This window comes from Paenibacillus sp. BJ-4 (assembly GCF_020404765.1).
In the GTDB taxonomy this organism is placed as follows: Bacteria; Bacillota; Bacilli; order Paenibacillales; family Paenibacillaceae; genus Paenibacillus.
The window spans coordinates 71,173-89,151 of sequence record NZ_JAIVEM010000004.1 but is presented as its reverse complement, the minus strand read 5'-3'; the positions used below and the strand labels follow the sequence as shown (position 1 = coordinate 89,151).

15 protein-coding genes are annotated in these 17,979 nt (G+C 49.0%); 12 read left to right on the top strand and 3 right to left on the bottom strand.

All coding sequences use genetic code 11. The features are described from left to right. The first annotated feature begins 51 nt into the window (after positions 1-51). The 9 genes from cyoA to LCF57_RS00400 all read left to right on the top strand — a co-directional run bounded on the left by cyoA (position 52) and on the right by LCF57_RS00400 (position 12,464). The gene (cyoA, locus tag LCF57_RS00440) at positions 52-1,035 is read left to right on the top strand and encodes a ubiquinol oxidase subunit II (protein ID WP_225998956.1); all 984 of its coding nucleotides are present in this window, start codon (positions 52-54) and stop codon (positions 1,033-1,035) included. Between the two features lie 25 nt (positions 1,036-1,060). Next, positions 1,061-3,037: a cbb3-type cytochrome c oxidase subunit I gene (locus LCF57_RS00435; protein WP_225998955.1), complete on the top strand. Its 1,977-nt coding sequence runs from the start codon at positions 1,061-1,063 to the stop codon at positions 3,035-3,037. Then, positions 3,037-3,645 carry a cytochrome o ubiquinol oxidase subunit III gene (gene cyoC, locus LCF57_RS00430; RefSeq protein ID WP_225998954.1) on the top strand — a complete coding sequence of 203 codons (609 nt, stop codon included), beginning with the start codon at positions 3,037-3,039 and terminating at the stop codon, positions 3,643-3,645. The genes LCF57_RS00435 and cyoC overlap by 1 nt, the downstream gene beginning before the upstream one ends. Then, positions 3,646-3,981, top strand: a complete 336-nt coding sequence (gene cyoD / locus LCF57_RS00425; protein WP_025718003.1) for a cytochrome o ubiquinol oxidase subunit IV — start codon at positions 3,646-3,648, stop codon at positions 3,979-3,981. It begins immediately after the preceding gene. A 184-nt stretch (positions 3,982-4,165) separates the two neighbouring features. Further along, positions 4,166-5,287, top strand: coding sequence for an NADH:flavin oxidoreductase (locus tag LCF57_RS00420; protein ID WP_225998953.1), 1,122 nt, complete (start codon positions 4,166-4,168; stop codon positions 5,285-5,287). 106 nt (positions 5,288-5,393) lie between these two features. Further along, positions 5,394-5,762 carry an ArsR/SmtB family transcription factor gene (locus LCF57_RS00415; protein ID WP_007432172.1) on the top strand — a complete coding sequence of 123 codons (369 nt, stop codon included), beginning with the start codon at positions 5,394-5,396 and terminating at the stop codon, positions 5,760-5,762. A gap of 187 nt (positions 5,763-5,949) precedes the next feature. Further along, a complete protein-coding gene (locus LCF57_RS00410; RefSeq protein WP_225998952.1) occupies positions 5,950-8,379 on the top strand; it encodes a heavy metal translocating P-type ATPase in 2,430 nt (809 codons plus the stop codon). A 319-nt stretch (positions 8,380-8,698) separates the two neighbouring features. Then, on the top strand, positions 8,699-10,135 hold the full coding sequence (locus LCF57_RS00405) for a PEP-utilizing protein (protein ID WP_225998951.1): 1,437 nt from the start codon (positions 8,699-8,701) through the stop codon (positions 10,133-10,135). A 346-nt stretch (positions 10,136-10,481) separates the two neighbouring features. Beyond that, entirely contained in the window at positions 10,482-12,464 is a 1,983-nt protein-coding gene (locus tag LCF57_RS00400) for a heavy metal translocating P-type ATPase (RefSeq protein ID WP_225998965.1), read from the top strand. A gap of 110 nt (positions 12,465-12,574) precedes the next feature. On the opposite strand, the gene LCF57_RS00395 is transcribed toward LCF57_RS00400, so the two are convergent. Both LCF57_RS00395 and LCF57_RS00390 read right to left on the bottom strand, forming a co-directional pair. After that, positions 12,575-14,098, bottom strand: coding sequence for a DHA2 family efflux MFS transporter permease subunit (locus LCF57_RS00395; RefSeq protein ID WP_225998950.1), 1,524 nt, complete (start codon positions 14,096-14,098; stop codon positions 12,575-12,577). Positions 14,099-14,107: 9 nt separating this feature from the next. Continuing rightward, the gene (locus LCF57_RS00390) at positions 14,108-14,743 is read right to left on the bottom strand and encodes an HlyD family secretion protein (RefSeq protein ID WP_225998949.1); all 636 of its coding nucleotides are present in this window, start codon (positions 14,741-14,743) and stop codon (positions 14,108-14,110) included. Between the two features lie 130 nt (positions 14,744-14,873). Between LCF57_RS00390 and LCF57_RS00385 the strand changes: the two genes are divergently transcribed. Continuing rightward, the gene (locus LCF57_RS00385) at positions 14,874-15,428 is read left to right on the top strand and encodes an NAD(P)H-dependent oxidoreductase (protein ID WP_225998948.1); all 555 of its coding nucleotides are present in this window, start codon (positions 14,874-14,876) and stop codon (positions 15,426-15,428) included. A gap of 9 nt (positions 15,429-15,437) precedes the next feature. Beyond that, positions 15,438-15,899 carry a hypothetical protein gene (locus LCF57_RS00380; protein ID WP_225998947.1) on the top strand — a complete coding sequence of 154 codons (462 nt, stop codon included), beginning with the start codon at positions 15,438-15,440 and terminating at the stop codon, positions 15,897-15,899. Between the two features lie 80 nt (positions 15,900-15,979). Here LCF57_RS00380 and LCF57_RS00375 read toward each other — a convergent pair whose 3' ends face one another. Beyond that, entirely contained in the window at positions 15,980-16,711 is a 732-nt protein-coding gene (locus tag LCF57_RS00375) for a ZIP family metal transporter (protein ID WP_225998946.1), read from the bottom strand. A 280-nt stretch (positions 16,712-16,991) separates the two neighbouring features. Here LCF57_RS00375 and trxB point away from each other — a divergent pair, with 280 nt between their 5' ends. Then, positions 16,992-17,933 carry a thioredoxin-disulfide reductase gene (trxB, locus tag LCF57_RS00370; protein WP_225998945.1) on the top strand — a complete coding sequence of 314 codons (942 nt, stop codon included), beginning with the start codon at positions 16,992-16,994 and terminating at the stop codon, positions 17,931-17,933. Positions 17,934-17,979 lie beyond the last annotated feature (46 nt).

Sequence of the window (17,979 nt, the reverse complement as noted above, 5' to 3'; positions counted from 1 at the left end):
AGGAGTTCGTTAGTTTTGAGTAATTTACTATTTTAAGGAGAGGGGAACAACATGAACAAAAAACCAAAAGCGATTATTGCGTTGGTTTTGACCGTGCTCACGGTAGCATTGCTCATTTGGACGTGTTTTTATGCTGGCGGAAAATACGTTGTTTTCGATCCGAAAGGACCCATTGGGCAAGCACAAAAAGAATTGATTATTCTTTCAACGGCATTGTCTGCGCTTATAATTGTACCGGTCATGATTTTGACTTTCTTCATTATTTGGCGGTATCGCGATACACCGGCAAATAAGGTCAAGTATCAACCCCACTGGGATGACAGCAGAAAGCTGGAGACTGTATGGTGGGCTATTCCAATTATCGTTATCTGTATTATTGCCGTGATCACTGCGAGATATACCTACTTGCTGGAGCCTTCCAAGCCATTGGCAAGTACACAAAAGCCAGTAACTATTCAAGTGACTTCACTGGACTGGAAATGGCTCTTTATGTACCCGGAGGAAGGGATAGCTACAGTTAACCAAGTTCACATTCCTAAAGGTGTTCCAGTCCGTTTTGAACTGACTGCCGATGCCCCGATGAACTCTTTCTGGATTCCGCAATTAGGCGGTCAAATCTACACCATGTCAGGCATGGCTATGAAACTGCATTTGCAGGCCGATCACGAAGGAACTTACTTTGGCTCGGGTGCAAACTTTAGCGGTGAGCATTTTGGACAAATGCGATTTGATGTAGAAGTCCAGTCGGATGAAGAGTATAAAAACTGGGTCGCTGACATCAAGAAGCAGTCCAAACCGTTAACAAAGGACGGCTATTTGGCGCTTGCAAAACCAGGTTTGTCCCAGCCTGATGAGTATTCTTCAATTCCAGACGGATTGTTCCAGGACATCGTAACCAAGTATGTAGTAGACGGCGCTTCTAACCCGCATGCAGGACATGGCGAAGGAGCATCCACTGAAGATTCTTCCAAGTCCGGCACAGAGGATAAAAGTGCAATGGACATGAGTCATATGAATATGAGCGGACACAATTAAATGATTATAGGGAAGGAGGCCCCCAATGCTTGAGAAAATAAAAGAGTTTGCATCCACTTTCTTCGTCACTGGAGATCCGATGATTTATGGAGCGGACGTTTCTATCGCTCTTGCGACGATCGGGATCGTGTTTGTGCTCACTTATTTCAAAAAATGGGGCTGGCTTTGGAAAAACTGGTTGACTACCGTTGACCACAAAAAAGTCGGTATCATGTATATCCTCGCGTCCATCTTGATGTTATTCCGCGGAGGCGTGGATGCATTATTGATGCGTATTCAGCTTGCAACACCGGATGTTACACTGCTGCATCCTGAGCATTACAATCAGATCTTTACAACACACGGCACGATCATGATCTTGTTTATGGCGATGCCTTTGATGTTTGGTTTGTTTAATATCGCAGTACCTCTTCAAATTGGTGCGCGCGATGTAGCGTTCCCTTTCCTGAACGCACTGAGCTTCTGGCTTTTCTTTATGGGAGCGATGTTGTTCAACCTGTCCTTCGTTATTGGCGGTTCGCCAGATGCAGGTTGGTTGAGTTATCCGCCGCTTTCAGAACTGCAATTTAGTCCCGGCGTCGGCCAGAACTTCTATATCTGGGGTATTCAGATTTCTGGTATAGGTTCATTGGCTACAGGGATCAACTTTATTGTGACCATTATTAAAATGCGTGCACCTGGTATGACTTGGATGAAAATGCCTGTCTTTACGTGGTCCGTATTTTCATCATGTGTTATTATCATTTTCGCGTTCCCGATTCTGACGGTTACTTTGGCTTTGCTATTCCTTGACCGCTTCGGAGGAGGACACTTCTTTACCCTTGACTTTGGCGGCAACCCGATGATGTATATCAACCTGATTTGGATGTGGGGTCACCCTGAGGTATATATCGTAGTATTGCCTGCTTTCGGTATTTATTCCGAGGTCATCAGTGTATTCTCTAAAAAGAAATTGTTTGGCTACAAATCCATGGTTTACGCCATGTTCATGATTGCTATCCTGTCCTTCTTCACCTGGGCGCATCACTTCTTTACGATGGGATCAGGCGCAGATGTGAATGCATTCTTTGCGATTTCAACGATGGTTATCGCAATACCGACAGGGGTTAAGGTATTTAACTGGCTGTTCACGATGTATCGGGGCAAAATCACATTTAAAACTCCTATGATGTGGTCTATCGCATTTATTCCGAACTTCCTGATTGCAGGTTTGACAGGCGTCATGTTGTCTGTAGCGCCTGCTGACTTCCAGTTCCATAACAGTTACTTCCTGATCGCTCACTTTCACTCGGCTCTGATTGGCGGTGTAGTGTTCGGTTATCTGGCAGGTCTGTACTACTGGTGGCCTAAAATGTTTGGCTTCACTCTGCCTGAAACGCCTGGTAAATGGGCTTTCTGGTTCTGGAACATCGGTTTCTATGTATGTTTCATTCCGCAATATTCCCTCGGTCTGATGGGTATGACACGTCGTCTGAGCACTTACGGCTGGGATACCGGCTGGCAGCCGCTTAACATGGTTTCAACCATTGGAGCATTCCTGATGGGGATTGGTTTCTTGTTCCAGGTTCTTCAAATTCTGTTGGGTATCAAGAATTTCCGCAAGCTGAAGGATACAACAGGCGACCCTTGGGGTGGTCATACGTTGGAATGGTCGATTCCTTCACCTGCACCGGAATATAATTTTGCTACCATCCCGCAAGTGGAAGAACGTGACGACTGGTGGGCAGAGAAAGATAAACGTGCAAAAGGTATTTTCAGAAAGCAACCGCCAATTGAAGCAATTCATATGCCGAAAAACTCGGCGATTCCGTTCATTATGTCGGTATTCTTTTTCATCGCAGGCTTCGGGTTCGTATTCGGTTGGTCGTTCTTCTATATTCCAGGGCTGATCGGTGTGGCAATTTGTATGATTTGCCGTTCGTTCTTCTCCTATGATGGCGACTACTATATCCCTGCGGATGAAGTTAAACGCACGGAAGCCGCAATAAGGGGGTCTGTATAATGGCACAAGCAGCAGCACATCAAAGCCATGATCATGACCACGGACATCACGATCCGCAAGAATTGAAGATGCTTGGTTTTTGGATCTTCCTCGTAACAGACGTGATCCTGTTCAGTACCTTGTTTGCTACCTTCGTCGTCCTTCGGAACAATACAGCCGGAGGACCAGGGGGCGCAGAGCTGTTTAACATGACGGGCGTTATTATTGAAACGTTCCTCTTGCTTACAAGCAGCTTTACAAGTGGTCTGGCCGTGTTGGCTATGAACAAGGGAAGCCTGAAGGGATTAATCAGTTGGTTAATCGTGACGGCGATCCTGGGTCTTGGTTTTATCGGTTTTGAGGTTTACGAGTTTGTTGAAATGGTACACGAAGGAGCCAATTTCGGAACCAGTGCGTTCCTGTCGGCATTCTTCACTCTGGTCGGTACACACGGACTTCACGTTTCCTTGGGTCTGGTGTGGATGATCGGACTTATGTTGCAGGTGAAAAAGCGTGGGCTTACTCCTGAAACGAAGGGTAAAGTCTCAGCACTGAGCTTGTACTGGCACTTTTTGGACGCTGTCTGGATTTTCTTGCTGTCAGTCGTTTATTTGATGGGGGTGATGTAGATGGCACAGCATCAATCAGGAGCAGGTTCGCATGGTCATGATGATTCTCACGGTTCAGTGAAATCCTATGTTATCGGGTTCATTCTGTCCATCGTACTGACCATCATTCCTCTCGGTGTGGTTATGAATCATATGTTGAGCCGCACTTCAACCTTGGTCGTTATTTTGGCCACGGCAGTGCTGCAATTTCTGGTTCAGCTTTTCTTCTTCATGCACATTCGTGAGAGCAATGGACCACGCTGGAATGTCATGACTTTGATTTTCGGTGTAGTCATCCTGTTGACCATTGTTGGTGGTTCCGTATGGATTATGGAATACAACATGGTGGCACACTAATAAATGGTGTGAGACCACCGTATAAAAGAGGGATCGGCTTAAAGCCGATCCCTTTTTTGTGTATAGAATATGTTGGAAAAATTAACTGTGGCTTCTTGAACTCAAGTTTACATATGTGTAGAATGGAATTGTATAGCAGAAGAGTAAAAACGATAATACTAGTTGAGAGTGGAGGAACAAGTTAATGAATACCGAATTACTGTTTGCGCCTTTTACTGCAGGTAATTTATCTCTTCCCAATCGGATTGTTATGGCTCCAATGACACGGAATTTTTCCCCTCAAGGTATTCCGGGCTCTGAAGTTGCTGCGTATTATCGTCATCGTGCGGAGAATGCAGTGGGCTTGATTATTACCGAAGGAACCGCAATTAATCATCCCTCAGCCGTGGAGCACACGAGTATTCCTAATTTTTATGGTGAAGGCTTGAAGGGATGGGCGAAGGTTGTCCAGGAGGTTCATGCGGCAGGTGGCAAGATTATACCGCAGCTCTGGCATGTGGGTACAGCTCGCCAAATAGGCGCGGATAACCAACCGAATCCCGAGGCATTGCCTGTCGGCCCGTCCGGTATTTCTCCTGCCGGTGAAAAGGTAGTTGAGCCGTTGACCGAGACCGAGATTGCTGATATTATCGCAGCCTATGCCCAGGCCGCAGCGGATGCAAAGCGGGTCGGCTTCGACGGCATTGAGCTTCATGGAGCACACGGCTATTTAATTGATCAGTTTTTCTGGGACAAAACGAATAAGCGTACAGATCAATACGGAGGCAATTTGGTCCAGCGTACTCGGTTTGCGGTAGAGGTCATTGAGGCCTGCCGCCGTGCAGTGGGCCCGGATTTTCCAATTGTACTGCGATTTTCTCAGTGGAAGATGTACCATTATGGAGAAAAATTGGCACAGACACCGCAGGAACTTGAACAGTTTTTGGCTCCATTGGTGAAGGCCGGGGTGGATGTATTCCACTGCTCAAGCCGCCGTTTCTGGGAACCTGAGTTTGAAGGTTCTGATTTAACTTTAGCAGCTTGGACCAAAAAGCTAACAGGCAAGCCCGTTATTACTGTAGGCTCCATTGGCTTGGAGAAGGCGTTTTTGAGTGAGCTGGAATCTCACCATAGTGAGAGCAATAAATCAAATAGCGTTGAGGCGAGACTAGAACAGCTTGTTGGGCTAGTAGAGCGAGAAGAGGTTGATCTGATCGCGGTTGGACGGGCTTTACTGGTAGACCCGGCGTTTGCGGTCAAGCTGCGGGATCAACAGATAGATGAAATTATCCCTTACAGTGATGAAGTTTTGAAATCGTTGAATTAAGCTTGAAATTTCTCTGTTACAGGGCAAGCTGTAATATAAGCTATTCGTAAATTCTACGAATTTGCTATAATAGGAGCATCAAGTCGAAACACATGGGGTGAAAATGATGAATTCTGAAACGGAAGCTTTGGATTGCGAGCCGGCTTGTCACGGTTCAGACCAAGAAATTGAGCGCATAAAATCTTCCCTTGTTGAGGATTCCATCGCATACAAAATGTCGGAGCTGTTCAAAGCACTGGGTGATCCGACACGGATCAAGCTAATATACGCCCTGGCTCAAAAGGAACTGTGTGTTCATGATCTGACTCAGGTGTTGAACATGGGCCAATCTGCGGTATCCCATCAGCTTCGTTACTTACGCAACCTGCGTATTGTCAAACGGCGCAAGGAAGGCAAGACGGTGTTTTATTCGCTGGATGATAATCATGTGGAGCAGATCTTTTTGCAAACCCACCAGCACATTTCACATCAATAGTTTTATGGATAAACAAACAGCAGGGCGCCAAGGGATTGGCGCTCTTTTGGTGCTTGTCCGTTGAAAATGATTTTTTTGGTAAAAAGGGGCTATGATCATTGACTTCTGCCCCTAATTCTGAATATAATGGCCTTAACAAATAATATATGAATAATTGCTCATATATAGCTATTAGGAGGCCAATGATATGGATGCTCTGAAAAGAACGGAACGTCACGAATGGGTTTTGGAAGGCTTGGATTGCGCCAACTGTGCTCTAAAGATTGAAAATGGAGTCAGTAAAATAGAAGGTGTTCTTGATTGCTCGGTCAATTTTGTTACGAAAACATTGACGATGACCGCAAGCCCGGACCAAGAAGAAGAGGTTCTTCGTCAAACGGAACGCAAGGTTCACAGACTGGAGCCTCACATTCGGATGATTGTCAAAAATGCCCGGGGACGCTTGCGTGAAGACAGCCGAAGTGAAGTTGGCACAGTGCAGGCAGGCAGCACAGAGGACTGCGCATGTGGTGGTCATGAGCATGCTGATCATCCTCACTCGCATGCTGGTCATCATCACAGCCATGAGGTACATGGCGAGGAAGCTCATGTGCGCGACGGGCATGACCATGACGATCATGCAGATGGTAAACGTGCACACGCGCCTCATGACCACCACACAACGGATGGTCATAGTCACGCCACCCATTCTCATTCTCATTCGCATGGAGATGACAGCCACGCCGGGCATACACATGATCATGGGACTGAAGGTATGCGCCCTATGATTGCACGCTTGGCTGCCGGTGCAGTCATTGCTGCTGTTGCCTGGTGGTTGCCCGTGGAGGGTGTGGGCAAGCTGGCTCTGTTCTTGCTGGCATATATCATCGTTGGCGGTGATGTTGTCCTACAGGCTGCGCGCAGTCTGGTGCGGGGAATGGCCTTTGACGAATACTTCCTGATGACACTGGCTACGGTAGGTGCATTTGCGATTGGAGAATACCCTGAGGGCGTAGCCGTCATGTTTTTTTATCAGATCGGAGAGCTGTTCCAAGGCGTTGCTGTCAACCGTTCGCGCAAATCCATCGGTGATCTGATGGATATTCGACCGGACTATGCCAACCTGAAGACGGCTGACTCTGTGCAGAGGGTTTCGCCAGAGGACGTGCGCATAGGTGATTTGATCGTGATTAAGCCGGGCGAGAAGATTCCGCTGGATGGTAAGGTTGTAGACGGTGAATCGCATGTGGATACCTCGGCGTTGACAGGTGAATCTGTGCCTCGCACCGTTGAGCCGGGAAGCAGTGTATTGAGCGGATTTATAAATACGAACGGACTTTTGACTGTAGAGGTCGGCAAGGAATTTGGCGAATCCGCAGTCTCTAAAATTTTGGAGCTTGTGCAAAATGCGAGCGCCAAGAAAGCGCCGACTGAAAAATTTATCACCAAGTTTTCCAGATACTACACCCCTGTTGTGGTTATCGTCGCGCTGCTGCTGGCGGTCGTTCCACCGCTTGTCGTTCCGGGTGCACAGTTTGCTGATTGGATATACCGCGCGCTTGTTTTCCTCGTCATTTCTTGTCCATGTGCGCTGGTGGTATCTATTCCGCTGGGTTTCTTTGGCGGAATCGGGGCAGCGTCACGTTCAGGTGTGCTGATCAAGGGCGGGAACTATCTTGAGGCTCTGAATGATGTAAAATACGCTGTTTTTGATAAAACAGGTACGCTCACCAAAGGTGTTTTCCGCGTAACAGGGATTTATCCTGCCGAAGCCTTTACGAAGGAAAGTCTGCTGGAAACCGCCGCATTGGCGGAGCTACACTCCACGCATCCTATCGCAGCATCTCTGCGTGAATCCTATGGCAAAGAGCTTCTGACAGAGCGGGTTCAGCAATATAGTGAAATATCCGGTCACGGAATTCAAGCACAGATTGATGGTCGTCTGGTGTTGGCCGGAAATGCGAAGCTGATGGAGCGGGAGCATGTTGCTTTTGACGCAGCACAGCAGGCAGGGACGTTGGATGAAGGAACGGTCGTTCATGTAGCTGTAGATAAAGTTTATGCCGGATGCATTCTGATCTCGGATGAGGTCAAGGAGGACGCGGCGAAGACGATTGCTTCGCTGAAAAAGTTGGGTGTGGTGAAAACCATCATGCTAACGGGTGATAATCGGACGGTTGCTGAGGCTGTAGGACGCCAGCTGGGTCTGGATGAAGTACGGGCAGAGCTGTTGCCTCAGCATAAAGCCGAAGCGATTGAGCAGCTGTCTGCAACTAAGAAAACGAGTGACAAGGTTTTATTTGTGGGCGATGGGATTAATGATACCCCTGTGCTGGCACTGGCAGACGTAGGTGTAGCGATGGGCGGTTTGGGTTCGGATGCTGCGATTGAAGCAGCAGATATCGTAATCATGAACGATGAGCCCTCAAGATTGGTTACGGCGATTCATATCGCCAAGCGTACGCGTCGTATCGTATGGCAAAATATTATATTTGCGTTGGGTGTCAAAGCGGTATTTCTCACGTTGGGCGCGTTTGGTATTGCTACCATGTGGGAGGCTGTATTTTCCGATGTAGGTGTAACACTGCTGGCCGTATTGAATGTGATGCGTGTATTGAAGGCCCGCTCTTATGAATAAAACTTACGAGTAAAAAATGAACACTTCCGGACGAACATTGGATGTATGCATCCTGTGAAACCCGGAGGTGTTCTTTTATAACCAGCACGTTTCGGATGGAACTTGCTGTCGGCAGTAATGGAGGGTATTTTATGATTTTTGATCGTTGTGTAGAGATGTATAAATGCAGGGTGTACCTAATACGTTAAGGTAGGGACTTTACAGGTAAGGTCCATGTGAAATTGGCTTGACCATTAATGAGTAAGCGCTCTCTTTTTGGGTGGTATACTCGAATTTGTGTGTGCCAACTTGCTGATGGAAGAAAGGATGGATTAGTAGCATGGAGGCTAAACTGATGCATGTATTCGCAGAGCTGTTGGATAGTCAAAACAGCCGGGATCGCAAAGATCAAGAGCCGGGCAGCAAGGCTGCTGCACGAAGGTTGATTATCAATTCGTTTATGACAGGGTACAATGAAATATCTGCTTCGCAGGAGGAAGATCCGCTGAACTGGCTGGTCAATTTAGCCGATCAGGGCCTAATCAGTCGGGAGGAGGCATTGCTGGCTGCGAACCCGGAGTTACTTGAAGAAATAACGCTGAATAAGGGTAACACCTATGGCAGGGAAGCGATAGATGCACTATTAAAATGGAGCGATGAATACAGGCGCACACCTATACGAATTTATGCGGATGCTCCTGCCAATGTCAGTCGTATAGGTACAGAGCCAGCATCCAGACTAGAAGTAGGAAGTCTTGACGGCTACAGCCTTCTGCGCGGTCCTTTGTCACAGACGTCTAGTCGTGTAGCGGAATTATGCTATGCCTATCTGGATGCCGCAGAGTCTGGGCAGATGGTTCATGTCCCTGACGGGGAGCCGAATCCCATCCTTATTCCCGGCGCTTGTGCATCAGACGTTTACAAAAGCTTTAACCAGGCTTCTGGCTTGCCTGGATTGTGTGAGCATTTGTCCCGGCGAATCATCGGTCTGCTCGAAACAGAGTATGAAGGCTTGTTCGAATCTCTCGACGGATCACCGCTCACGATAGCCCTGATCGAACAAAGCAACGTAGTGGGGATTGCAAGCCTGCAGGATATGCAATTGGAGGCATTGCTGCGTGCAGCGTTGCGAAGCGTACGACAAGGGGGAGAACCACAGCTGGAGATTATGGTACGCAATCCGGCTGATGCTAATCAATTCCGGGCAACCCGAGACTGGATTGATGGTGTGGCGGAGCAAACCTTATGTGGACGTTTGCGGTGCATTCCATATCGGGTAGGCGTGCTTTTGACGGTTGATGCGCCTTTAACGCCTGACGTAAGCCAATCATGGAATGGGCAGGCGGTACGTTCCGGGGAGTTCGCCAGTGCCAATAATATGCCAGAAGTGAAAGCGAAACAGATCAAGCAGGCGACTCAAGCCGCAGATATGGCACGTTTTGCCGATATGATGATTTTGAATGTCGCACCGATTCCAATCGATAGCAGTGAGACCGAGGACCAGCTAAATCCAGCTTGCGCTCATGGTCATATGAATGCTGATGCTGCGATAAAATGCATAACAGATGCTATTCGGCGTGTAAAGCCAGAGCTTTCCATCTGGGTGGCGTTAGATGAAATTCGCCAGTCTCTGGATGGGAATGCGATTTGGGGAAGCGGTCTGACGGGGGTCATTTGTCCAGGCGAAGCAGTCTCCATTGCACGTCTGGCGGCTGCACGTTATGGACTACTGCAATATGCAGAGCAGCAACAACATAACTCTGACGCTTTACACTAGCACGCACAGCAATATCTACTGTAAGAGCCAGAGCATGAAGGTAACAATAAATCTCATATGCTGATTGCTTCAAATTAAAAAGGGTACCCGCATTGTCTTCGCGGGTATCCTTTTTAATTGGGGCTATTGCGGGTTTACAACAAGAAAAGAAGAGTATATAATAAAGCAAAAGTTTCACCAAACCAAAATAATTGTATTAATGCAAAAATGATTATCATTCTCATTGCCAAACATGCTGCTTCGGGCCTCCCGAAGCAGCATGTGCTATTTTAAGGCCCTTAACAATGGATATCATTCTCAATGGGATGCAGGCACAAATAACAAATATGGAAAGGAACGTGACATGATGCAAGCTGTTCAACAACTTCAAAAGACATTATCTCCTTCTAATCAGATACGTTCAAAAAACAGTGGCAGCGGACGACCCGGCCCGAATCGCAAACCACAGTTTCAGCTCAAAAGCATGCTGAAAAACAAGGAGATGCAGGCTGCCCTGGGCAGCGGAATGCTGATGCTGATGGCATGGGGCATCTCGCATTGGTCGCAATGGCTATCGGTCATCTTGTATGTGGTGTCCTATGCTCTGGGGGGATGGTCCAAGGCCAGAGAAGGGATCGAAACACTGATCCGAGAACGTGATCTGGATGTTAATCTGCTTATGATTGCAGCGTCTCTGGGAGCTGCGACCATTGGCTATTGGAATGAAGGAGCCATGCTGATTTTCATTTTTGCACTCAGCGGTGCGTTGGAGAGCTATACAACCGAGCGCAGCAGCAAGGATATTTCCGAGCTTATGGCGTTGAAGCCGGAGACGGCTTTGCGTTTGTCTCCCGAGGGGACAGAAACTGTCGGCATTGAGCAGCTGCTGCCAGGTGACCTGCTGCTGGTGAAGCCGGGTGAACTGATTCCGGCAGACGGCCGAATTTCCAAGGGCATGTCGGCGGTGAATCAGGCGTCCATTACCGGAGAATCCGTTCCGGTGAATAAGGTGGCGGGTGACGAGGTATATGCGGGCACCATTAACGGGGAAGGTGTGCTGTACGTAGAGGTTAGCCAGTCCTCCGAAGACACTTTATTTTCAAAAATCATTCGTATGGTAGAAGAAGCCCAGACCGAGGTTCCCGATTCCCAGCGGTTTATCAAAACGTTCGAGTCGGTGTATGCACGTATTGTTGTTGTTGTCACGCTGATTGTCATTGCAGGTGCGCCCATCGTATTAGGCTGGACGTGGGCAGCAGCCTTTTACAAGGCGATGGTGTTTCTCGTCGTTGCCTCGCCATGTGCTCTCGTGTCTTCCATCATGCCAGTGATGCTGTCGGCCATTTCCAACCGTGCTCGCCGGGGTATCCTGTTTAAAGGTGGCGCGCATGTGGAAAATATGGCATTGACTTCTGTTGTTGCTTTTGACAAAACAGGCACGTTAACGATGGGAACACCTGTCGTCACCGATTGGGTTACCGCCTCAGACTACGATACGGATGAGCTTGTGCACATTGTCGCCACGATCGAAAGCTATTCTTTGCATCCGCTGGCCCGGGCGATTGTAGCCAAAGCGGAAGTCGAGTTCGGATCGAGAGAGCCTCTCGCAGCCGAGCAGGTGCAGGCAATCACCGGATGGGGGATGGAGGGAATCATCGGTGGGGTGAAGTGGAAAATCGGTCGCACAAATGTGCTGGATGGATCTAGTCCTCTGGCAGAGCCGGAGTGGATAGAGACTCGCGCCCAACTGGAGGCTGAGGGCAAAACCGTATCCATCATCCTCGCAGATGACCGGATTGCCGGGATGCTGGCACTGCGTGACGAGCTGCGTCCACAGGCGCAGGAGTCCGTGAAACGCCTGCAGACACAGGGCATCCGGGTCGTCATGCTGACCGGAGACCGACCAGAAACCGCCGCCGTGATCGCGGCGCAGGCCGGAGTCGACGCCGTATATGCCGGCTTGATGCCGGAGGACAAAGTCAGCCATATTCGCATGCTGCGGGAGCAATACGGGCATGTCGTCATGGTTGGCGACGGTGTAAATGATGCTCCGGCGTTGACCGCAGCAACCGTCGGACTAGGCATGGGCATGCACGGCAGCGGAGCTGCGCTGGAGGTTGCAGACGTCGTGCTGATGAACGACGGAATTGAAGAGATTGCTCCGACGATAGCGCTGGCGCGCAAGGCGCAGCGGGTGGTCAAACAAAATATGATCTTCGCCGTAAGTGTCATCTTGCTGCTTGTGGTTAGCAACTTTGCGAAAGATATAGCCCTGCCATTTGGTGTTATTGGGCATGAGGGCAGCACAATACTTGTTATTTTGAACGGCTTGCGCTTGCTGCGTTCATAAGCTAATAAATCACACGACAACAAGAAGGAGCATTCAACCCTCTTAAAATCCAAGGGGGTGAATGCTCCTTCTGTCCATCTCATACATCTAGCTCGCCAGGTGCTGTATGTCTATCTTCGGCGCGGTGTAGAGCGCCGCAAGAACAGGGAAAAAATGAGCCCTGCTATCGCAATCCCTGTGGCAATGATAAAGGCATCATTAATGCCATGGATCGTCGATTCTGTAACGGCACTTCGGTATACCTGCTGTAGCGCCAGTGCTGAGCCGGTTTCCGTCGAGACGCCCGCCGTTTGCGCGAGGGTTTGTCCCAGTTGTGATACCCCTTCCGTTACAGAGGCATTGGCTGTGGTAGCTGCATTGGCATAATCCGCCAAATGAATCGTAGTTCGACTGCTCATTACAGTAATAAGCCAAGCCGTACCAATGGAGCCAGCAATTTGCCGCACCGTATTGGACATGGCTGTGCCGTGGCTGCCGAGATGGGGAGGAAGCTGGTTTAGTCCCTCCGTTTGTACGGACATCATCAGCAAGGACATGCCAAAGCTGCGAATCGTATAGATGATCATAATGTGCCCGTAGGTGGTCGCATCGGTCAGCAGACTGAATTCCCATGTCGTCACTACTGTAATGATCAGTCCGATAATCGCCAACGGCCTCGCGCCGATACGGTCGAAAATGGCCCCCGATATCGGTGACATCACACCCATCAGCAATGCACCCGGAAGCAGTAGCAGACCGGATTGCAGCGGCGTAAAACCGCGTATATTTTGCAGATAGATCGGTAGTAGCAGCATCCCACCGAACATCGTCATATTGACCGTCGCCCCAACCAGCGTAGATACCGTAAAAATATCATATTTAAACACACGGAACTCCAGCATGGGCTGTATCATGTTCAGCTCACGCACGACAAAAAATACAATAAACACGATCCCGGCAGCGAGGGAGAGTATGACGGTGTTGCTGCTCCAGCCCTTGTCTCCGGCGGAACTAAAGCCATACAACAGAAGGCCGAAGCCAAGGGTGGAAAAAATGGTTCCCAGCAGGTCAAACTGCGGCTTCGTCAGCTTGGACACATTTTTGAGCCAGCGTACGGCGAACAGAATATCAATGATCGCCAGCGGAATAACGAGCAAAAATAGCAGCCTCCAGCTATAATGCTCTACAATCCAGCCGGATAAAGTTGGTCCGACCGCCGGGGCAAACATCATGGCGATACCCATCGTACCCATGGCGGCGCCACGTTTTTCCGGGGGGAACACCGTCAGGAACACGTTCATGACCACAGGCATAATGATGCCCGCTCCGCTGGCCTGAATAACACGTCCGACCAGCATCGGTGCAAATCCGGTACTGGTAGCGCAGACGACAGACCCGGCGGTGAATAACCCCATCGCGGTGATAAAAAGCGCACGGGTTCCGAATGACTCAATCAAAAAAGCGGTGATTGGAATCAGAATCCCGTTCGTCAGCATATATCCGGTGGATAGCCACTGAACGGTAGTAGCCGACACATTGAAATCATTCATCAAGTGTGGAATGGCCACGTTAAGCAGTGTTTGATTTAAGATGGATATGAAGGCGCCTAACAACAGGACGGACAGAATACGCCCGACGGACATTTTTTGATCCATGACAGCCTCCTACTTGTGAACTCTGATGGTTGCACTCATCCCCGGAATAATACCTAACCCTTTATAACCTTGAATGGATATATTAACAGGTACGACCTGTGTCACCTTGGTATAGTTGGCAGTGGTGTTGGAAGTGGGCAGTAGTGAAAAAGTCGATGCGGTTGCTAGGCCGATTTTTTCGAGTTTACCGCTCAGGGCCGTATCCGGATATGCATCAATATATACATCCACCGTCTGTCCTACCTGAAGATCCTGTATAGCCGTTTCATCTATATTGGCGGTAATCCATAAATTGTTTAGATCAAAAGCCTTCGCTAAAGGTGTGCCTGCCCCAACAATCGAGTTGTTAACCGCCGATTGCTGCACAATGGTACCATCGGTAGGAATCGTGACGCTAATCCGGCTTCCGCCTCCCTCTACCGTACCGATTGTGCTTCCGGCGGTGTAGGTTTTGCCAACCTCAGCATTCCAGCCCGTGAGTTTGCCCGCACCTGGAGAGGCAACGGTAACCGCTTGTCCGCTTACTTGGGCATTGTCCGTCTTTATGTAGTTGGCGGCTTGATTGTAGTAATAGGCGGCGGCTCCGCCTCCTGCCAGAATAATGATAATAACTAGCAGGTTGACTAATATGGCGCGTGAATTCATGTTACATGCCTCCCTAGTTCTTGGATTTTCAAAGTATGCGCCATACGTTTCATAATATTCAGATGGATTTTGGGAGAGGCTAAGAGCGCATGCGAAAAGATGATTTTGCAGACAAAGGATGATGCGCATAATGACGACTAGAATCATGATTGTATATGATAGTGAAAATGGGCATACCGAGCGTCTGGCTCGTTCGATCGCAGAAGGCGCGCGCCAGGAGCACACGGAAGTGATGCTAAAGCATGTGAATGAGGCCGATGTGAAGGATCTGGGAAGTGTAGACGCGATTATATGGGGATGTCCGGGTCATTTTGGCACGATCAGTAGCGGTCTGAAAAGCTGGATCGACAAGCTTGGGTATCTGTGGGCACAGGGCAAGCTGGTGGATAAAATCGGTGCGGTGTTCTGCACAACCGCCACGGTTCATGGTGGCTTGGAATCAACACTTCTCAATTTGATTACCCCGATGCTTCATCAAGGCATGATTATTGTAGGACTACCCGCCAATATTACGGAAAATGCACTCTACGGCTCTTATTACGGCGTGGGGATAACCTGTCCGGTGGAGACAGACCCGAATGGGCCGCCAAATTTCCCAACAGGTGATGATCTTGCATTAGGTCGCTCTCTGGGCAAACGGGTCGCTAAGATGGCGGGACGGTATCGTAACGCTGCAAAAGAATAGGAGGCCCCCATGACCATTGCTTTTATCGGAGTAGCTGCGGTTGCCCTTATCTTTTTGCTGGTATTTAATACGAAGATGGCGCGCAAGTCCTCACCCAAGGCTCGTCAAGCCGATGAGGATTCACGGCAAAGGAGCAAACGTCCTTATCCTGTGCAAGTGGAGCCCGAGACCCGGGAGTTGACGGATCATGCGCGAGAGGCACAGCATAAAGCTGCTGATACCAGGGAACATCATGCCGAGGAGCATCACAAGGTGCCTGATACCCATGCAGATGTGAAGGTGGAAAGGGAGCATGGAGATCACCAGGCTACTTACGATGATCAGGATTACCGAGCGGCTTTACGTGGATTTGCTGGAAAGGGCGAGGAAAAGGATGGACGCTCCCAAATGACCCATGGAGAGAATGAGACTCCGAAAAGTGAGGACGAGCAGTACCGTGAGGCACTGCGCTCCATGAATCGGAAAAAATAAGGGTTCTTCATTGAACACGCCAAAAGGCTGTTTTTCTGTCTGGATTACAGGCAGAAAAACAGCCTTTTTGTGTTGCCCGGCTATAGCCATTCGGTCAGCCCAATCATCGTAATCAAGCCGAGAATAAAAGAGAATGTGGCGATCCGCTGGTTGCCGTCCCCGTGACTTTCAGGAATCAGTTCCTTGTAGACGATAAACATCATGGCTCCAGCGGCAAAAGCAAGTCCATAGGGTACCAGTCCGTTGACCCAGCTGCTCAAATAAAATCCGATCAGACTCGTAATGATTTCTACAGCTCCGGTGAGGGTGGCAATGCCCAATGCCTTGAAACGACCGATGTTTTGATTCACGAGAAATAAGGCTACGATAAAGCCTTCCGGGGCATTTTGCAGGCCGATGGAAAAGGCGATCAGATTGCCGAGATTTTGGGTTTCACTTGCATAGCTGACTCCGACGGAAAGCCCCTCCGGCAAATTGTGCAGCGTAATAGCCGCAATAATGAGGAAAGATTTGGACTCCAGCTGAAAGGTCTTGGAATCCGGGTCCTCCAGGTCGGCGTGGGGGATATACATTTCCATCACCAATAATACGAGACAGCCGAGCAAAATGCCGGCAGACAGCACAAACCAATTGGAATGCCGGATGGCTTCGGGAATCAAGTTATACACAGATGCAGAGGTCATGATTCCTGCGGCATAAGCCAGCAAAACATCGCGAAGTCGATGGGTAACATTGCGCATAAATAATATGGGCACCGCGCCGAGTCCAGTGGACAGGGCAGAAATCAGACTGCCTACAAAAACGTCATTCATAATCGGGATAACCCCTCCATACCTATTAATCTTCCAGCTTCGCTTCATGAAAACTTCATTTGACTGTTTACAGCTATTTCCGCATAATGAAATTAGGATTTAGAATCAGTCTAAGTCATAGGAAGTTATTAAACAAGTGATTCGTTTTTGCAACAGCCGGGTGTCCACATTTTGGGATAGGCTTCTGACAGAACTGCTTTTAGAGTATATGCAGTAGCCCAGCGCCCGGTACCGAAAACTCGCTATATAATACTTATGATATTTTAGGAGGAACCAAGATATGTACAAGTCCATTATTATAGGCACCGGCCCTGCCGGTCTGACCGCTGCGATCTATCTGGCACGTGCCAACATGAACCCACTGGTGATCGAAGGACCACAGCCAGGTGGACAATTGACCACGACTACAGAGGTCGAAAACTTCCCCGGATTTCCTGAAGGGATCATGGGACCCGATTTGATGGATAATATGCGTAAGCAAGCGGAGCGTTTTGGCGCTGAATTCCGTACAGGCTGGGTGAACAAGGTAGACACAACCACTCGTCCTTTTACATTGGATGTTGAGGGTTTGGGTGAACTGGTTACCGACACACTGATTATTTCCACAGGCGCAACTGCAAAATACCTGGGGATTCCCGGCGAACAGGATAACATCGGACGTGGCGTGAGCACCTGCGCAACCTGTGACGGATTCTTTTTCCGTGGTAAGGAAATTGTGGTCATCGGTGGTGGGGATTCCGCGCTGGAGGAAGCTAACTTCCTGACACGTTTTGCCTCCAAAGTAACGTTGATACATCGCCGCGAAGAACTGCGCGCCTCTAAAATTATGCAGGATCGAGCTCGTGCCAACAGTAAAATTGAGTGGGCGCTCAATCGTACTCCTGTAGAAGTGATTGCTGACGAGAACGGGGTAACCGGCTTGAAGGTACTGAACAATGCTACAGGCGAAGAAGAAATTATTACGGTTAGCGGCGTATTCGTAGCCATCGGTCACCATCCGAACACAGGCTTCCTCGAGGGTCAAATTACAACCGATGCGAACGGTTATATCGTCGTAAATCCAGGTACTTCCGAAACGAACGTACCTGGGGTATTCGCTTGTGGTGACGTACAGGATACACGCTACAGACAAGCGATTACAGCAGCAGGCAGCGGCTGCATGGCCGCTATGGACAGCGAGAAGTATATCGAAAGCCTGGAGCACAGCGCACTGGCTCTGTAATATTTCGTTACAAGTATGAATAAAAATATTATTTACAACAATAATT

Excerpts from the sequence above, each read along its gene's own strand:
- LCF57_RS00390 (WP_225998949.1), bottom strand. The coding sequence starts at position 14,743 with ATGAATTCACGCGCCATATTAGTCAACCTGCTAGTTATTATCATTATT.
- LCF57_RS00395 (WP_225998950.1), bottom strand. The coding sequence starts at position 14,098 with ATGGATCAAAAAATGTCCGTCGGGCGTATTCTGTCCGTCCTGTTGTTA.
- LCF57_RS00420 (WP_225998953.1), top strand. The coding sequence starts at position 4,166 with ATGAATACCGAATTACTGTTTGCGCCTTTTACTGCAGGTAATTTATCT.
- cyoA (WP_225998956.1), top strand. The coding sequence starts at position 52 with ATGAACAAAAAACCAAAAGCGATTATTGCGTTGGTTTTGACCGTGCTC.
- LCF57_RS00380 (WP_225998947.1), top strand. The coding sequence starts at position 15,438 with ATGACCATTGCTTTTATCGGAGTAGCTGCGGTTGCCCTTATCTTTTTG.
- cyoD (WP_025718003.1), top strand. The coding sequence starts at position 3,646 with ATGGCACAGCATCAATCAGGAGCAGGTTCGCATGGTCATGATGATTCT.
- LCF57_RS00435 (WP_225998955.1), top strand. The coding sequence starts at position 1,061 with ATGCTTGAGAAAATAAAAGAGTTTGCATCCACTTTCTTCGTCACTGGA.
- LCF57_RS00385 (WP_225998948.1), top strand. The coding sequence starts at position 14,874 with ATGACGACTAGAATCATGATTGTATATGATAGTGAAAATGGGCATACC.
- LCF57_RS00410 (WP_225998952.1), top strand. The coding sequence starts at position 5,950 with ATGGATGCTCTGAAAAGAACGGAACGTCACGAATGGGTTTTGGAAGGC.
- LCF57_RS00375 (WP_225998946.1), bottom strand. The coding sequence starts at position 16,711 with ATGAATGACGTTTTTGTAGGCAGTCTGATTTCTGCCCTGTCCACTGGA.
- cyoC (WP_225998954.1), top strand. The coding sequence starts at position 3,037 with ATGGCACAAGCAGCAGCACATCAAAGCCATGATCATGACCACGGACAT.
- LCF57_RS00405 (WP_225998951.1), top strand. The coding sequence starts at position 8,699 with ATGGAGGCTAAACTGATGCATGTATTCGCAGAGCTGTTGGATAGTCAA.
- LCF57_RS00400 (WP_225998965.1), top strand. The coding sequence starts at position 10,482 with ATGCAAGCTGTTCAACAACTTCAAAAGACATTATCTCCTTCTAATCAG.
- LCF57_RS00415 (WP_007432172.1), top strand. The coding sequence starts at position 5,394 with ATGAATTCTGAAACGGAAGCTTTGGATTGCGAGCCGGCTTGTCACGGT.
- trxB (WP_225998945.1), top strand. The coding sequence starts at position 16,992 with ATGTACAAGTCCATTATTATAGGCACCGGCCCTGCCGGTCTGACCGCT.